The following is a 13,875-nucleotide window of genomic DNA, read 5'->3' on the forward strand; positions in this document are numbered from 1 at the left end:
GCGCCTAGGACGCGAGGTCCGCGCTCTCCACCACGTCCGCGACGACACAGCTCACGTTGTCCGGTCCCCCCGACAGGCGTGCGGCGTCGACCAGTTCGCGCACGGTCGCCTCCGGGGCGGCCGTGTCCGCGACGGTGCGGCGCACCTGTGCGTCCGGTACGACGGACGTCAGCCCGTCCGAGCAGAGCAGATAGCGGTCGCCGGCCCGTACGTCCTGGAGCCGTACGTCCGGTCTGTCGTCCGGGCGGCCCCCGAGCGCCCGCATCAGCAGTGCGCGCTGCGGGTGCGAGGCGGCCTCCTCCCGGCTGATGCGGCCCTCGTCCACCATCGACTGGACGAGGGTGTGGTCGTGGGTGATCTGGTAGAAGTCGCCGTCGCGCAGCAGATACGCGCGGCTGTCGCCGATGTGCACGAGCGCGAGCTGCGATCCCGTCCACAGCATCGCGGTGAGGGTGGTGCCGGCCTCGTCGCCGTCGGGGGCGGCCGAGGCCGCGGCCTCGCCGACGGCGCGGTCGGCGCGCGCGAGGGTCTCGTCGAGGGCGTTGAGCAGATCGGCGGCCGGGAGGGCGCCCTCTTCGAGCTGCTTGAGGGTCTCGATCGCCGCCGTACTGGCGGGGCCTCCGCCGCCGCCGAAACCGTCGGCGACGGCGAGGAGCCGCGAACCGGCGTACGCGGCGTCCTGGTTGCTCTCCCGTACGAGCCCGGCGTCGGTGAGCGCGGCGTACCGGATCGCGAGCGGTCTGTCGGTGGGGTGCATGGTGGTGTCCTTCCGTGACAGGTGGTCGACGAGGAAGGCGGCCATGTCGCGGCGGGCGGCGACGTCGGCCTCGACCCGCGCCCAGTACGCGCGGATCTCCTGCGCGGCGGCCGGGCCGTCCAGCCCGTTCAGCTCGCGGATACGGGCCAGCGGCATGCCGAGCCGGCGCAGCCAGGCGACGAGCCGTGCCGCTTCCAACTGGCGGTGCGCGTAGCGGCGGTAGCCCGTGTCCGGGTCGACGAACGCCGGGGGCAGCAGGCCGAGTTCGTCGTAGAGGCGGAGCGCCTTCGGCGACAGCCGGGACGCCCTCGCGAACGCCCCGATCGTCAGCAGGGTTTCGGCTCCGCCCCACTCCGTCTCTTCGCCCTCTCCCCGTCCCGGGTCCGTGCGTCCGGTGTACGTACGTCCCGAGTCCGTGCGTCCCGAGTCCGTGCGTCCCGAGTCCGTGCGGCTGTCCGCACCCGCGTGGCCGTGCTCCGCCATGGCCGCTCCTCCCTCGTGCCGGACGGTCCGCCCGGCACGCCCGATGCTGTGGCTTCCCCCAAGGACAAGGTCAAGGGCCGGTCGCGGACGGGCTCAGGGGCGGGGCGCGGCCGTGTCGGTGCCGGTGCGGGGGGCGGTGCCGGTGTCGGGGGCGGCGATCCGTCCGGTGAGCACCGAGACTCGCACGTCCTCGGTGAACGTGTCCGCCGGCGGGAGCGCCCGCCGGATGTACTCGGCGAACGCGGGCCGGTCCTCCGGGGCCGGGAGCAGGTCCTCGGGGACGGCGGAGCAGACCCCGCCGACGAGCCGGTCGAAGGTGAGCGTCTCCGCGTAACGGATCTCGGTGTGGCGTACGTCGGTGAAGCCCGCGGCAGCGAGCGCCGCCGCGTACCGTTCGCGATCCCGCGCCGCCGTGCCGCACGAGTCCTTCAACTCCGTGCCGAAGTGCTCTTCGAGGACACCGCGCAGTGCGCGCGACCATGCGCTGTCCTGCTGCCAGGCGGGCGCTCCGTTCGCCACCACGGCGACCCCGCCGCCCGTACGGAGCAGGGCGGACAGCCCGGCGAAGAGCTGTTCGTGGCGCATCCAGTGCAGCGCCTGGCCGATCGCCGCGAGGGCGGGGCGCCGGGGGCCGAGCAGTGCGCCGAGCGCCGGGACGTCGGTGTCGGCGCCCAGAACCCAGAGCGCGTTGGCGACGCCGTGCCGCTCGGCCGTACGCCGGGCGAGACGGAGCATGTCCGGCTCGGGGTCGAGTCCGACGACGTGGCCGACCCGGGCGGCGAGCGGCAGGGTGAGCTGGCCGGTGCCGCAGCCGAGGTCGAGCGCCGTGTCGTCGGGTGTCAACGCGAAGGTCTCGCGCAGGACTTCGATCACCTCGGGCGGATAGCCGCGCCGGTACTCCGCGTAGAACTCGGCGACGTCTCCGCTGAAACCCAGACTCATGCGTCCACTCTGGTGCCCGGCAGGGGACGTGGGTGGGGTGATCTGCCGAGGGCAGAGGCCGCCGGGTCTTCGCAGGGGGCGTCCGTACGGGGGGGCAACCCGGCCGACGAGACGGGGGTTTGCCTCATCGCCGGGCACGCGTGGGTGCCATAGCTTCGTCGGGCGCCGGAGCGGGAACGGGTGACGGCGGACGGACGGCGGGTGACGGACAGCCAGTGACGGGTGACAGATGACGGCGGGCGGACGACGGGTGACGGACGGCCGATGACGGTTGGCGGGTGACAGATGACGGAGAGCAGATAACGGGTGACAGATGACAGATCACAAATTTTGTCAGCCGTCACCCGCCAGCACCGACACCGCCGCCGACAGACCCACCGCCAGACCGACCACGACCACGACCAGGACCACGGCCACCGCAACCGTCGCGACACACCCCGACCCGACCGCCAAAGTCACCGCCACCGCCACCGCCACGGAAACCGAAACGGGGAGAACATCATGCGCAGGCACATCCGCCTCCTGTCCGCGGTCGCGGCGGCCGGAATCGGCGTGAGCACGCTCGGGGCGTGCGGGCTGGTCCCCGGGGAGACGTTCGAGGACAGCGCGAAGGTGTCGGAGAAGGTCGAGTCCGTACGCCTGGAGGGCAGTTCGGGCTCCGTACGGCTCCGCAGCAAGCAGACCGTCACGAAGACGACCGTGCACCGCAGCATCGAGTACGACGGCGACAAGCCGGGCAAGTCCACGTACGCCGTCGAGGACGGCGTGCTCACCCTCCGCGGCTGCGGCGACGGCTGCTCGGTTACCTACACCGTCGATCTGCCGCCCCGCGTCCCGGTGAGCGGCCGCACCTCCTCGGGCGGGATCAGCCTCTCCGGCGTGGGCAAGGTCGACGTCTCCACCAGTTCGGGCGCGGTGGATCTGGACGACGTGGACGGCACCGTCGACGTCCGTACGACCAACGGGCGCATCAACGGGCACGGGTTGAAGGGCGACGGCGTCCGCGCCGGGACGTCCAACGGCGCGATCGATCTGACGCTGAGCACACCGCAGGACGTACGGGTGCGGACCTCGAACGGCGCCGTCTCCGTCACCGTGCCCGACGGCAGCTACAAGGTGGCGGCCAGGACGAGCAACGGCTCGAAGAAGATCGGCCCGCGCAACGACCCGTCCGGCGAGCACACGCTCGACCTGGAGACGAGCAACGGGTCCATCACCGTCAAGAAGGCGTCCTGATCCGGAGGATCCGGCCGGGTCCGTCGGGCCCGACGGGCCCGGGTCGCCTCAGCCCCCCGTCGGCTCCCCCCGTCAGGCGTCCCCCGTCAGCCGTCCCGCGACGACCTCGGCCGTACGGTCGGCGTCCGCCTCGGTGTTGTACAGGTGGAAGGCGAGCCGCATCCGGCCCGCCCGCGTGCTGCTCGCGATGCCCGCACGCTTCAACTCCGCCGGCGTACCCGCGTCCACGGCGGCGCTGACGATCGCGGAGTCCCCGTGCGGCAGCCCGACCGCCGCGCGGAAGCGGTTCGCGAGGCCGAGGGCGTGGTCGTGCAGTACGGACGGGCCGATGCCGCCGAGCAGTTCGAGCGCCGGCGCCTGGCCGACCCACGCGGGCCACACCGGGGAGACGTCGAAGCGCCGGGCGTCCTTCGCGAGGCGCAGCGGAGCGCCGTACAGGCTCTCCCAGCGCTCCTCCCCCGCGTACCAGCCGGCCCAGTGCGGGAGGAGTTCCGCGGCGTACTCGGGCCGTACGGTGAAGAAGCACGTACCGCGCGGCGCCAGCAGCCACTTGTAGCCGCCGCCGACGGTGAAGGCGTAGCGGCTCGCGTCGACCGGCAGCCAGCCCGTCGCCTGCGTCGTGTCCAGCAGTACGCGGGCACCGTGCGCGTCGCAGGCCGCGGTCAGGGCGTCGAGGTCGGCGAGGCGTCCGTCGGCGGACTGGACGGCGGCGACCGCGACCAGCGCCGTACGCGGCCCGACCTCCTCGGCGAGGGAGTCCAGGGGCACCTCCCGTACGCGTACGCCCCGCCGCTCCTGGGCGTGGAAGGGGAAGACGACGCTTGTGAACTCCCCGGCGGCGGTGAGGACTTCGCTCCCCTCCGGCAGCGACGCCGCGACCAGACCCACGAAGGTGCTGACCTGGCTGCCGACGGCCACATGGGAGGGGTCGACGCCGACGAGCGCGGCGTAGCTCTCGCGGGCGGCGGCCAGCGGTGCGTCGTACGCCGCGGCGCTCGCGGTGCCCCGGCGCCACTCCTCCTCGTGTACGCGGAGGGCGGCGAGGGAGCGGCGCGGGGGCAGCCCCATCGAGGCGGTGTTGAGGTAGACCACCTCGGGGTCGAACTCCTGCTGGGCGAGGGCCAGTCGGGCGCGTCCCTCCGCCTCGGTGACGCCGGCGGCGGCGCCGGGACGGGCCGTAGCGGCGGCGGTGGCGGTGGCGGGAGCCGGGGCCGGGGCGGCGGCCTCGCCACCGTTCCCGTAAGGGGCAGGGGTCTCGTTCGTCTGCATGGGATCAGCCTGATACCGCACCGGGCCGACCGGAAGAGCGCGACGCGGCCGGCGGCCGGGGCTCAGCCGTTCCCGTACCGGGCCTGCCGGTGCGCGGCCATCCGTACGGGCGCGTTGACGGCGCCGTCGCCGCGGTAGCCGCCCACCCGCTGCACCACCTCGAAGAAGAGGCGCGAGCCGAGGATGCCGGTGCAGAAGTGGTAGAACTCGCCGTGCTCGTCGCGGTCGTAGAGGATGTTCAACTCCCGCAGGGCGCCGAGCAGTCGGGGGTCGGGCGCGAGACGGGCGTCGAGGTCGTCGTAGTAGTTGTCCGTGATCGGCAGGATCTCCAGGCCGCGGGCACGGGCGCGCCGTGCCGCCGCGAAGACGTCCCGTGTGCTGAAGGCGATGTGCTCCGGGTCCGGCACGGTGGGCGCCCAGTCGCCGCGGCGCAGCAGCGCGCCGTGCATGGCGATGCGCACCTGGCCGCCGGCGTTGCCGACCGTACGGCTGCGGACGAGGCCGAACGGCGCGGCGTACTCGGCGAAGTGGCGCTCGCGCAGGTCGAGTACGGACTGGTAGAAGGTCATCGAACCGGCGAACTGGTCGTTCGGCTGCGCCAGCGCCACATGGTCGATGCGGCCGAGCGCGCCGGAATCGGAATCCGGGTCCGGGTCCGGACCCGAGCCGGGACCGGCCGCCGNCCCCTGCGCCCGTTCCCGCGTCCGGTCCCGTCGGCTCGAAGTCCGCGCGCCAGTCCGGGCCCGTCGCGCCGCCGCCCGGGCAGAAGAAGAGCTGGGTGCCGTCCGGCGAGGCGACCGCGGTGAGTTCGGCCTCGCCGGGGCCGCGCCTGCGGGGCAGCGGCGTCGCGAGTAGCGCCGCGGCCCGGCGCGCGGACTGCTCCGGATCGCTGCTCTCGACCGCGAGGGCCACGACGTCGGCCGTGCCGGAGGCGCCGGACGCCGCACCCGACGACGAATCCGTACGGACCGGATCCTCCCCGTCCCTGTCCCCGTTCTCGTCCCTGCCACCGTGCCCGTCCCCGCCGCCGTCCCGGTTGAGGACGACGTCGCTGCCGCCCTGCTGCCACAGGTCCACCGGCTTGGAGCGGTGGCGCCCGGTGTGGACGAAGCCGAGCGCGGAGAGCGCGGACGTGACGCGGGGCGCGGACGTACCGTCCACGGCGAGTTCGACGAAGGCGTGGCCGAACAGTTCGGGCGCGGGCGGCGGGACGGTGAGAGCGATCTGCGGACGTCGCCGCCCCGGCCCCTCCGTGAATTCGCCCTCCCCGACGGCCTCTTCGAGCGCGACGAGCGAACGCATCGCGTCGACCGCCGCCGGTCCCGGGTCGGTCTGGCGGAAGACGTCGTTGAAGACCTCCAGCGACAGCGGGCCGTCGTACCCCGCGGCGAGCACCTGCGCGAGGAACCCCGGCAGGTCGAACGCCCCCTGGCCGGGGAAGAGCCGGTGGTGCCGGCTCCACTGGAGGACGTCCATGTCGAGGCGCGGCGCGTCGGCGAGTTGGAGGAAGAACAGCTTCGCGGCGTCGACGGTCTCCAGGCCCGCGGGGGCCGGATCGCGCGAGAGCACATGGAAGCTGTCCAGGCACAAGCCGAGTGCGGGGTGGTCGGCCCGGCGGACGATCTGCCAGGAGTGCTCCCAGTCGCTGACGAACCGCCCCCAGGCGAGCGCCTCGTATGCAACACGCATACCGCGGGCCGCCGCCCTGTCGGCCAGAGCGCGGAGCTGCCGTGCCGCGAGGCCGTCGTCGTCGACGGCGTGCGGCGAGAGCGTGGAGCACACCAGCACCGTGCCGGCGCCCAGCCGCTCCATCAGGTCGAACTTCCGCTCCGCGCGCCGGAGGTTGGCGGTATGCAGCGTGTCCGGTACGGCCTCGAAGTCGCGGAAGGGCTGGTAGAGATCGACGGTCAGACCGAGGTCCGCACACAGCCCGCGGACGCTCTCGGGGGACATCGCCGAGACGACGAGGTCGTTCTCGAAGATCTCGACTCCGTCGAAGCCCGCCGCGGCCGCCGCGCGCAGCTTGTCCTCCAGCAGCCCGGAGAGGCAGACGGTCGCCACGCCCCTGCGGGCGCGCGGACGCGGGGAGGGCGGAGAGGGCGGGGAGTGCTGCGGCTGGTTCATGTGTGCTGCTCCTTCGACCCGTCGATGTCTTCCTCGCCGGCAGTCGTTCCGTGCCTCGTATGCGTCTCGTACTCCCGCCGTACGCACCTCGTACGCGTCCCGTACGCGCCTCGTATACAGCTCGTACGCGCCCTGCACGCCAGCCCGTTGGGCCGGCTCATCCGTACCGCCCGTCCATACGGCCTGCCCGTACGCAGTGCGCGCGATGTTCGTATGGCGCACAGCAATGCACAGAGCGCACGGTACGAGCAGCCGCCCGCGACCGTCAATCGCCGTGCGGGCGGCAGCGGTTCGACCCGCATCGCCCCACCCATCGGACGCCTCCGCGCCCGGAGGTACGGTGTGCGACATGCGCACAGCGGGGCCGGCGGCACCGGCCCCGTACGGACGCGAGGACGTACGGCGGCGTACAGAGACGTACGGCGAGCACGGACAGACGGAGACGCACGGAAAGCGACGCACGGAAAGCGACGCACGGGAAGCGACGCACGGAAGCAGAGACGTACGCGGCGGAGACGTACGGAGAGGCAGGGCATCTGTGCCGGAAGCGGCGGCGGCCGGAGGGCGCGAAGAATACGGTCCGCACTTCGTGCAGTCCGTCGCGCGGGCCCTGTCGGTGATGCGCTCCTTCACCGCGGACCGCAGATCGCAGACGCTCACCGAGGTCGCCCGCGCGACCGGGCTCGACCGGGCGACGGCGCGCCGGCTGCTGCTCACCCTCGCCGACCTCGGCTATGTCGCCCACGACGGACGCGTCTTCGAACTCACGCCACGCACCCTGGAGTTGGGGTACGCGTACCTCTCCAGCATGTCGCTGCCCGAACTCGCGCAGCCGCATCTGGAGACTCTCGCCCGCGAGCTGAACGAGACGGCCGCGCTCGCCGTGCTGGACGGGGAGGAGATCGTCTACGTCGCCCTGGTGCAGAGCGCCCGGCTGATGGCCGTCAAGATCGGCATCGGCACCCGCTTCGACGCGTACACGACGTCGATGGGCCGCGTCCTGCTGGCCGGGCTGTCCGACGAGGCGCTGGACGAGCGCTTCGCGCGGCTGCGGCTCAAGCGCAGGACGGACCGCACCGTGGGCAGCCCGCGTGCCCTGCGTCAGGAGATCGACAAGGTACGCGAGCAGGGCTGGTCGCTGGTCGACTCCGAGCTGGAGGAGGGGCTGCGCGGCGCCGCGGCACCCGTGCGCGACCGCTCCGGCAGGGTGGTGGCGGCCGCCAACGTCTCGGTCCACACGGGGCGTACGACACCCGAACTCGTCGAGCGCGACTACGTCCCGATGATCCTGCGCACCGTACGGCTCATCGAGGCGGACCTGGTGGGCTCCGTCGCCCGCTGACCGCCGCACGCGACCACGAAAGCGCACGCGACCACGGAAGGACCGACGCATGACGGACACCGGAACCGGCCCCGGCACCACGCCCGGCCCGGCCCCCGACGCCGACGCCGACGCCGACGCGGGCGCGGGCGCGGGCGCACGCCGGAGCGACATCGCCGTCTACGGCGCCACCGGCTTCGTCGGCGGCCTCGTCGCCCGCCGTCTCGCCCGTTCCGCACCCGAGGGCACCCGGGTCGCCCTCGCCGGACGGAGCCGGACGAAGCTCGAAGCCGTACGGGAGAGCCTGGGCGAACGCGCCCGCGACTGGCCCCTGTTCACCGCCGACGCCGCCGACCGCTCCGCGCTGCGGGAGCTGGCCGAGTCGGCCCGGGTGGTGGTCACCACGGTCGGCCCCTACGCGGAGTACGGGCGCACGCTCGTCGAGGTCTGCGCGCAGGCCGGCACCGACTACGTCGATCTGTGCGGCGAGGCGCTGTTCGTACGCGAGAGCATCGACGCGCACCACGCCACCGCCGCCGCGACGGGCGCCCGCATCGTGCACGCCTGCGGCTTCGACTCGATCCCCTCCGACCTCAACGTCCATCTGCTCCATGAGCGCGTACGGGCCGACGGCAGCGGCGAGTTGACCGACACCACCTCGGTCCTCACCGCCGTGCGCGGCGGCGTCAGCGGCGGCACGGTCGACTCGCTGCGCCGTCAGATCGACCATATGAAGCGCGACCGGGAGGCCCGCCGGCTCGTCGCGGATCCGTACTCGCTCAGCCCCGACCGTGCCGCCGAGCCCGAACTCGGCCGCCAGAGCGACCTGTTGCTCACGCGCGCCGCCACGGCGGACCTTCCGCTGCGCGGAGTCCTCGCGCCGTTCGCCATGGCACCGTTCAACACCCGTGTGGTGCGCCGCAGTTCGGCGCTGCGCGGGCACGCGTACGGGGCACGCTTCCGCTACCGCGAGGCCATGCGCGTCGGACCGCCGTCGCTCTCGCCGCTGGTCGCGGTCGGTACGGCCGGGGTGCTGGGCGCCCTGGTGACGGGGCTGGCGCTGCGTCCCGTCCGTCCGCTGCTGAACCGCGTACTGCCCGACCCGGGCGACGGACCGGACGAACGGACCCGCGAGAAGGGCCACTTCACCTTCGACACCTTCGCGGTGACCACCGACGGCACCCGCTACACCGCCCGCTTCCGCGCACAGGGCGACCCGGGTTACGCCGCGACCGCCGTGATGCTCGGCGAGTCCGCCCTCGCGCTCGTACGGGACCGGTACGCGCTGCCGGAGTACGGCGGCGGCGTCCTCACCCCGGCCACCGGGCTCGGTGACGCGCTGGTCAGGCGGCTGCGCGCGGCGGGCATGACGCTGGCCGTGCGCGCCTACTGAGGCGCGTACGCCGGGAGCCGGCGCAACGCGCACGGCAGGATCGGCCGGCGGAGTAGGTGTGCGCGGGCCTCAGGCGACGACGGTGCTGCGCCGCTCCAGCAACCGCACGTCGCGCCAGACCCCGTGGTGGCGACCCAGCCGTTCGCTCGTGCCCACGATGCGGAATCCGGCGCGGAGATGGAGCGCGATGCTGGCCTCGTTCTCGGGGAAGATCCCGGCCCGGAGCGTCCAGATCCCGGCGGCCTCGGTGGAGGCGATCAGCGCGTCCAGCAGGGCGCGGGCCACTCCGCGTCCGCGTGCGTCGGGCCGTACGAACACCGACAGTTCGACCACGCCCGCGTAGACGGGACGGGGCGAGACCCGGGCCGCGGTGATCCACCCGAGCACGCGCGGACGCCCGCCGGCACCGGCCCGCCCGTCGTCCGTCCCCAGGGCGACGAACCGGTGGTCCGGCAGCTTCGCCGCGTCGAACTGCTCCCATGCGGGCGCCGCCGTCTCGAAGGTGGCGTTCCCCTCGTCGATCCCGGCCTGGTAGATCTCCAGCACCTCGCCGGCGTGCTCGGCCGTCAGGGCCGCTATGACACCGGGCGTGCCCGCCGCCCGCCGCGTACCGCTCATGCCTCTATCGAACCAGGCCGCACGGGGTCGCCCGTACCCGCCGCCGTGCGATGGTGGACACGTGACGCTGGAGGACCTCGTCCGGCTGCGCCGGGCCCGCGACCTGATGGACCGCGACTACGCGGAGCCACTGGACGTCCCGGCGCTCGCGCGCTTCGCGCTGATGTCGCCGGGCCACTTCTCGCGCAGCTTCCGCGCCGCGTACGGGGAGACGCCGTACAGCTACCTGATGACGCGCCGCATCGAGCGTGCCAAGGCCCTGCTGCGGCGCGGCGATCTGAGCGTGACGGAGGTCTGCTTCGCGGTGGGCTGCACCTCGCTGGGATCGTTCAGTTCGCGGTTCACCGAGTTGGTCGGCGAGAACCCGAGCGCCTACCGGGCCCGCCGGCACGACGAGGGCGCCGCGATCCCGGCCTGTGTCGCCAAGCTGCGCACCCGACCGGTCAGGAACGGAGAAGCCGGACGGGGCGGTGCGCCCGTAGCGTGAGGCGCATGGACATCAGACTCTCTTCCTGCTTCATCGCCGTCGACGACCACGACAAGGCGCTCGCCTTCTACCGGGACGTACTCGGGCTGGAGGTGCGCAACGACGTCGGCTTCGAGGGGATGCGCTGGGTGACCCTCGGCGCCCCGTCCCAGCCCGACGTGGAGATCGTCCTCGAACCGCCGCTCGCGGATCCGAACGCCTCGCCCGCCGACCGGCAGGCCATGGCGGAGCTGCTGGCCAAGGGCATGCTGCGCGGCGTCATCTTCCGTACGGACGACTGCGACGCGACCTTCGAGCGCATCAGCGCGGCCGGCGGCGAGGTCGTGCAGGAGCCGGTCGACCAGCCCTACGGCGTCCGCGACTGCGCTTTCCGCGACCCCGCCGGGAACATGCTGCGCTTCAACCAGCCGCGGGGAACGTGAGATCTGCGCGGGCCTGTGGTCCGGCGGACGCCGACGTTACGCTTCACTCGAACTGAGATTCCCGGACGAAGCGCCCAATGCGTCCGAAGGCCCCCAGGGCACGCGACGTTCCCTCCGCAGACATCCCGGCAGTCCGGCAGCCCGGCACCGGCCCGCCCGAGACCCCGCCGCCCAAAACCCCGCCGCCCGAAACAGAGACCCGATGCGCATGTCCACGAGGACCGGCACCCAGCCGACACAGCAGGAACAGCAGGACCGCCAGGAACCACAGGAACCGCGGCAGGCGCACGTCGCCGACACCCACGACCTGATCCGCGTGCACGGCGCGCGCGTCAACAACCTGCGGGACGTCAGCATCGAGATCCCGAAGCGCCGACTGACGGTCTTCACCGGTGTCTCCGGTTCGGGCAAGACCTCCCTCGTCTTCAACACGATCGCCGCCGAGTCGCAGCGGCTGATCAACGAGACGTACAGCGCCTTCGTGCAGGGCTTCATGCCGACGCTGGCCCGTCCCGAGGTCGACGTCCTCGAAGGGCTGACGACCGCGATCATCGTCGACCAGCAGCGCATGGGCGCCGATCCGCGTTCCACGGTCGGCACCGCCACCGACGCCAACGCGATGCTGCGCATCCTCTTCAGCCGCGTCGGGCAGCCGCACATCGGGTCGCCGGGCGCGTTCGCCTTCAACGTCCCCTCGGTCCGTGCGAGCGGGGCGATCACCGTGGAGCGCGGCGCGAAGAAGGCGGTCAAGGCCACCTACTCGCGGACCGGCGGCATGTGTCCGCGCTGCGAGGGCCGCGGCGCGGTCTCCGACATCGACCTCACCCAGCTCTACGACGACTCCAAGTCGCTCTCCGAGGGCGCCTTCACCATCCCCGGCTGGAAGTCGGACAGTTGGTGGACGGTACGGGTGTACGCCGAGTCGGGCTTCCTCGACCCGGACAAGCCGATCCGCGAGTTCACGAAGCGGGAGATGGAGGACTTCCTCCACCGGGAGCCGACCAAGGTGAAGGTCGAGGGCGTGAACCTCACCTACGAGGGTCTGATCCCCAAGATCCAGAAGTCGTTCCTGTCGAAGGACAAGGAGGCGCTGCAGCCGCACATCCGGGCGTTCGTGGACCGTGCCGTCACCTTCACCACCTGTCCCGACTGCGACGGCACCCGGCTGAGCGAGGCGGCACGGTCGTCGAAGATCGAGGGCACGAACATCGCCGACGCGTGCGCGATGCAGATCACCGACCTCGCCGAGTGGGTACGCGGCCTCCGGGACGGCTCCGCGGGCGGACGGAAGGGCACGAAGGACGGGAACGGCGCGAACGGCACCGGGGGCAAAGGCAGTTCGGCCGGCACGGCCGGTACGTCCGGCGCATCCGCTGCGTCCGGCACCGCGTACGCGTCCGTTGCCCCGCTGCTCACCTCGCTGCTCGGCACCCTGGAGTCGTTCGTCGAGATCGGGCTCGGCTATCTCTCGCTCGACCGCCCCTCGGGCACGCTGTCGGGCGGCGAGGCGCAGCGCGTGAAGATGATCCGCCACCTCGGCTCCTCGCTGACCGACACCACGTACGTCTTCGACGAGCCGACCGCCGGGCTGCACCCGCACGACATCCGGCGCATGAACGACCTGCTGCTGCGCCTGCGGGGCAAGGGCAACACGGTGCTCGTCGTGGAGCACAAGCCGGAGACGATCGCGATCGCCGACCATGTCGTGGACCTCGGCCCCGGCGCCGGTACGGCCGGCGGCACGGTCTGCTTCGAGGGCACCGTCGAGGGGCTGCGCACCAGCGGCACCCGTACCGGACGCCATCTCGACGACCGGGCCGCCCTCAAGGAGAGCGTGCGTGAGCCGGACGGTGCGCTGAAGGTGCGCGGCGCGGACGCCCACAACCTCCGGAACGTCGATGTGGACGTACCGCTCGGTGTGCTGTGCGTCATCACCGGCGTCGCGGGTTCCGGCAAGAGCTCGCTCGTCCACGGGTCGCTGTGCCGGCAGCGGGAGGCGGCCGACGCGGGCGTGGTGGCGATCGACCAGAGCCCGATTCGCGGCTCGCGCCGGAGCAACCCCGCCACGTACTCCGGTGTGCTCGACCCGATCCGCAAAGCGTTCGCCAAGGCCAACGGCGTGAAGCCGGGGCTCTTCAGCGCCAACTCCGAGGGCGCGTGCCCGAACTGCAACGGCGCCGGCGTCGTCTACACGGACCTGGCGATGATGGCGGGCGTCGCCACGACCTGCGAGGAGTGCGACGGGAAGCGGTTCCAGTCGTCGGTGCTCGAATACCGCCTCGGCGGGCGGGACATCAGCGAGGTGCTGGCGATGTCGGTGGCGCAGGCCGAGGAGTTCTTCGGCTCCGGCGAGGCCCGTACGCCCGCCGCGCACCGTGTACTGAACCGGCTCGCCGACGTCGGACTCGGCTACCTCCGCCTCGGGCAGCCGCTCACCACGCTCTCCGGCGGCGAGCGTCAACGGCTCAAGCTGGCCGCGCAGATGGCCGAGAAGGGCGGCGTGTACATCCTCGACGAGCCGACGACCGGGCTGCATCTCGCGGACGTCGAGCAGCTTCTCGGTCTGCTGGACCGGCTGGTCGACGCGGGCAAGTCGGTCGTCGTCATCGAGCACCACCAGGCGGTCATGGCGCACGCGGACTGGATCATCGACCTCGGTCCGGGCGCGGGCCACGACGGCGGCCGGATCGTCTTCGAGGGCACGCCCGCCGACCTCGTCGCCGACCGCTCGACGCTCACGGGCGAACATCTCGCGGAGTACGTCGGGGCCTGACCCCGGCGGCGCCGCCCGGCGTGCGGGGGCGGTGGACGGTACGGAGCGAC

At 72.8% G+C, this 13,875-nt stretch carries 12 protein-coding genes and 1 pseudogene; 6 read left to right on the plus strand and 7 right to left on the minus strand.

Going from position 1 to position 13,875, the window contains the following annotated elements; translation table 11 throughout:
* Window positions 1-4 precede the first annotated feature (4 nt).
* From AN218_RS23975 to AN218_RS36190, 3 genes are all read right to left on the minus strand, one after another.
* On the minus strand, window positions 5-1,240 hold the full coding sequence (locus AN218_RS23975) for a MerR family transcriptional regulator (protein ID WP_079132516.1): 1,236 nt from the start codon (window positions 1,238-1,240) through the stop codon (window positions 5-7).
* A gap of 93 nt (window positions 1,241-1,333) precedes the next feature.
* The gene (locus AN218_RS23980) at window positions 1,334-2,182 is read right to left on the minus strand and encodes a class I SAM-dependent methyltransferase (protein WP_070018991.1); all 849 of its coding nucleotides are present in this window, start codon (window positions 2,180-2,182) and stop codon (window positions 1,334-1,336) included.
* Window positions 2,183-2,515: 333 nt separating this feature from the next.
* Window positions 2,516-2,695: a hypothetical protein gene (locus tag AN218_RS36190; RefSeq protein ID WP_141747685.1), complete on the minus strand. Its 180-nt coding sequence runs from the start codon at window positions 2,693-2,695 to the stop codon at window positions 2,516-2,518.
* Here AN218_RS36190 and AN218_RS23985 point away from each other — a divergent pair.
* The gene (locus tag AN218_RS23985) at window positions 2,684-3,418 is read left to right on the plus strand and encodes a DUF4097 family beta strand repeat-containing protein (protein ID WP_070018993.1); all 735 of its coding nucleotides are present in this window, start codon (window positions 2,684-2,686) and stop codon (window positions 3,416-3,418) included. The genes AN218_RS36190 and AN218_RS23985 overlap by 12 nt on opposite strands.
* A gap of 72 nt (window positions 3,419-3,490) precedes the next feature.
* Here AN218_RS23985 and AN218_RS23990 read toward each other — a convergent pair whose 3' ends face one another.
* From AN218_RS23990 to AN218_RS38930, 3 genes and pseudogenes are all read right to left on the minus strand, one after another.
* The gene (locus AN218_RS23990) at window positions 3,491-4,687 is read right to left on the minus strand and encodes an aminotransferase class V-fold PLP-dependent enzyme (protein WP_079132517.1); all 1,197 of its coding nucleotides are present in this window, start codon (window positions 4,685-4,687) and stop codon (window positions 3,491-3,493) included.
* 62 nt (window positions 4,688-4,749) lie between these two features.
* A complete protein-coding gene (locus AN218_RS38925; protein ID WP_338059639.1) occupies window positions 4,750-5,295 on the minus strand; it encodes a VOC family protein in 546 nt (181 codons plus the stop codon).
* 742 nt (window positions 5,296-6,037) lie between these two features.
* Window positions 6,038-7,162, minus strand: a pseudogene (locus tag AN218_RS38930) (sugar phosphate isomerase/epimerase family protein); the annotation flags it as partial.
* Window positions 7,163-7,400: 238 nt separating this feature from the next.
* Between AN218_RS38930 and AN218_RS24000 the strand changes: the two are divergent.
* Both AN218_RS24000 and AN218_RS24005 read left to right on the plus strand, forming a co-directional pair.
* Entirely contained in the window at window positions 7,401-8,153 is a 753-nt protein-coding gene (locus AN218_RS24000; protein ID WP_244900644.1) for an IclR family transcriptional regulator domain-containing protein, read from the plus strand.
* Window positions 8,154-8,202: 49 nt separating this feature from the next.
* Entirely contained in the window at window positions 8,203-9,525 is a 1,323-nt protein-coding gene (locus tag AN218_RS24005; protein ID WP_079132519.1) for a saccharopine dehydrogenase family protein, read from the plus strand.
* Between the two features lie 69 nt (window positions 9,526-9,594).
* Here the strand turns inward: AN218_RS24005 and AN218_RS24010 are convergent, their stop codons facing one another.
* Window positions 9,595-10,143 (minus strand): GNAT family N-acetyltransferase, encoded by a 549-nt coding sequence (locus AN218_RS24010; protein WP_070018997.1) that lies wholly within the window; start codon window positions 10,141-10,143, stop codon window positions 9,595-9,597.
* A gap of 61 nt (window positions 10,144-10,204) precedes the next feature.
* Here AN218_RS24010 and AN218_RS24015 point away from each other — a divergent pair, with 61 nt between their 5' ends.
* The 3 genes from AN218_RS24015 to AN218_RS24025 all read left to right on the plus strand — a co-directional run bounded on the left by AN218_RS24015 (window position 10,205) and on the right by AN218_RS24025 (window position 13,825).
* Window positions 10,205-10,630, plus strand: coding sequence for a helix-turn-helix transcriptional regulator (locus AN218_RS24015; RefSeq protein ID WP_070018999.1), 426 nt, complete (start codon window positions 10,205-10,207; stop codon window positions 10,628-10,630).
* Between the two features lie 5 nt (window positions 10,631-10,635).
* Window positions 10,636-11,052: a VOC family protein gene (locus AN218_RS24020; protein ID WP_070019049.1), complete on the plus strand. Its 417-nt coding sequence runs from the start codon at window positions 10,636-10,638 to the stop codon at window positions 11,050-11,052.
* Between the two features lie 202 nt (window positions 11,053-11,254).
* Window positions 11,255-13,825 carry an ATP-binding cassette domain-containing protein gene (locus AN218_RS24025; RefSeq protein ID WP_107421553.1) on the plus strand — a complete coding sequence of 857 codons (2,571 nt, stop codon included), beginning with the start codon at window positions 11,255-11,257 and terminating at the stop codon, window positions 13,823-13,825.
* Window positions 13,826-13,875: the final 50 nt, after the last annotated feature.

The organism is Streptomyces nanshensis (assembly GCF_001751255.1).
In the GTDB taxonomy this organism is placed as follows: domain Bacteria; phylum Actinomycetota; class Actinomycetes; order Streptomycetales; family Streptomycetaceae; genus Streptomyces; species Streptomyces nanshensis_A.

Bases quoted from the DNA above. Each gene is read 5' to 3' on its own strand.
- AN218_RS23975 (WP_079132516.1), bottom strand. From the start codon at position 1,240: ATGGCGGAGCACGGCCACGCGGGTGCGGACAGCCGCACGGACTCGGGA.
- AN218_RS23980 (WP_070018991.1), bottom strand. From the start codon at position 2,182: ATGAGTCTGGGTTTCAGCGGAGACGTCGCCGAGTTCTACGCGGAGTAC.
- AN218_RS23985 (WP_070018993.1), top strand. From the start codon at position 2,684: ATGCGCAGGCACATCCGCCTCCTGTCCGCGGTCGCGGCGGCCGGAATC.
- AN218_RS23990 (WP_079132517.1), bottom strand. From the start codon at position 4,687: ATGCAGACGAACGAGACCCCTGCCCCTTACGGGAACGGTGGCGAGGCC.
- AN218_RS24005 (WP_079132519.1), top strand. From the start codon at position 8,203: ATGACGGACACCGGAACCGGCCCCGGCACCACGCCCGGCCCGGCCCCC.
- AN218_RS24010 (WP_070018997.1), bottom strand. From the start codon at position 10,143: ATGAGCGGTACGCGGCGGGCGGCGGGCACGCCCGGTGTCATAGCGGCC.
- AN218_RS24020 (WP_070019049.1), top strand. From the start codon at position 10,636: ATGGACATCAGACTCTCTTCCTGCTTCATCGCCGTCGACGACCACGAC.
- AN218_RS24025 (WP_107421553.1), top strand. From the start codon at position 11,255: ATGCGCATGTCCACGAGGACCGGCACCCAGCCGACACAGCAGGAACAG.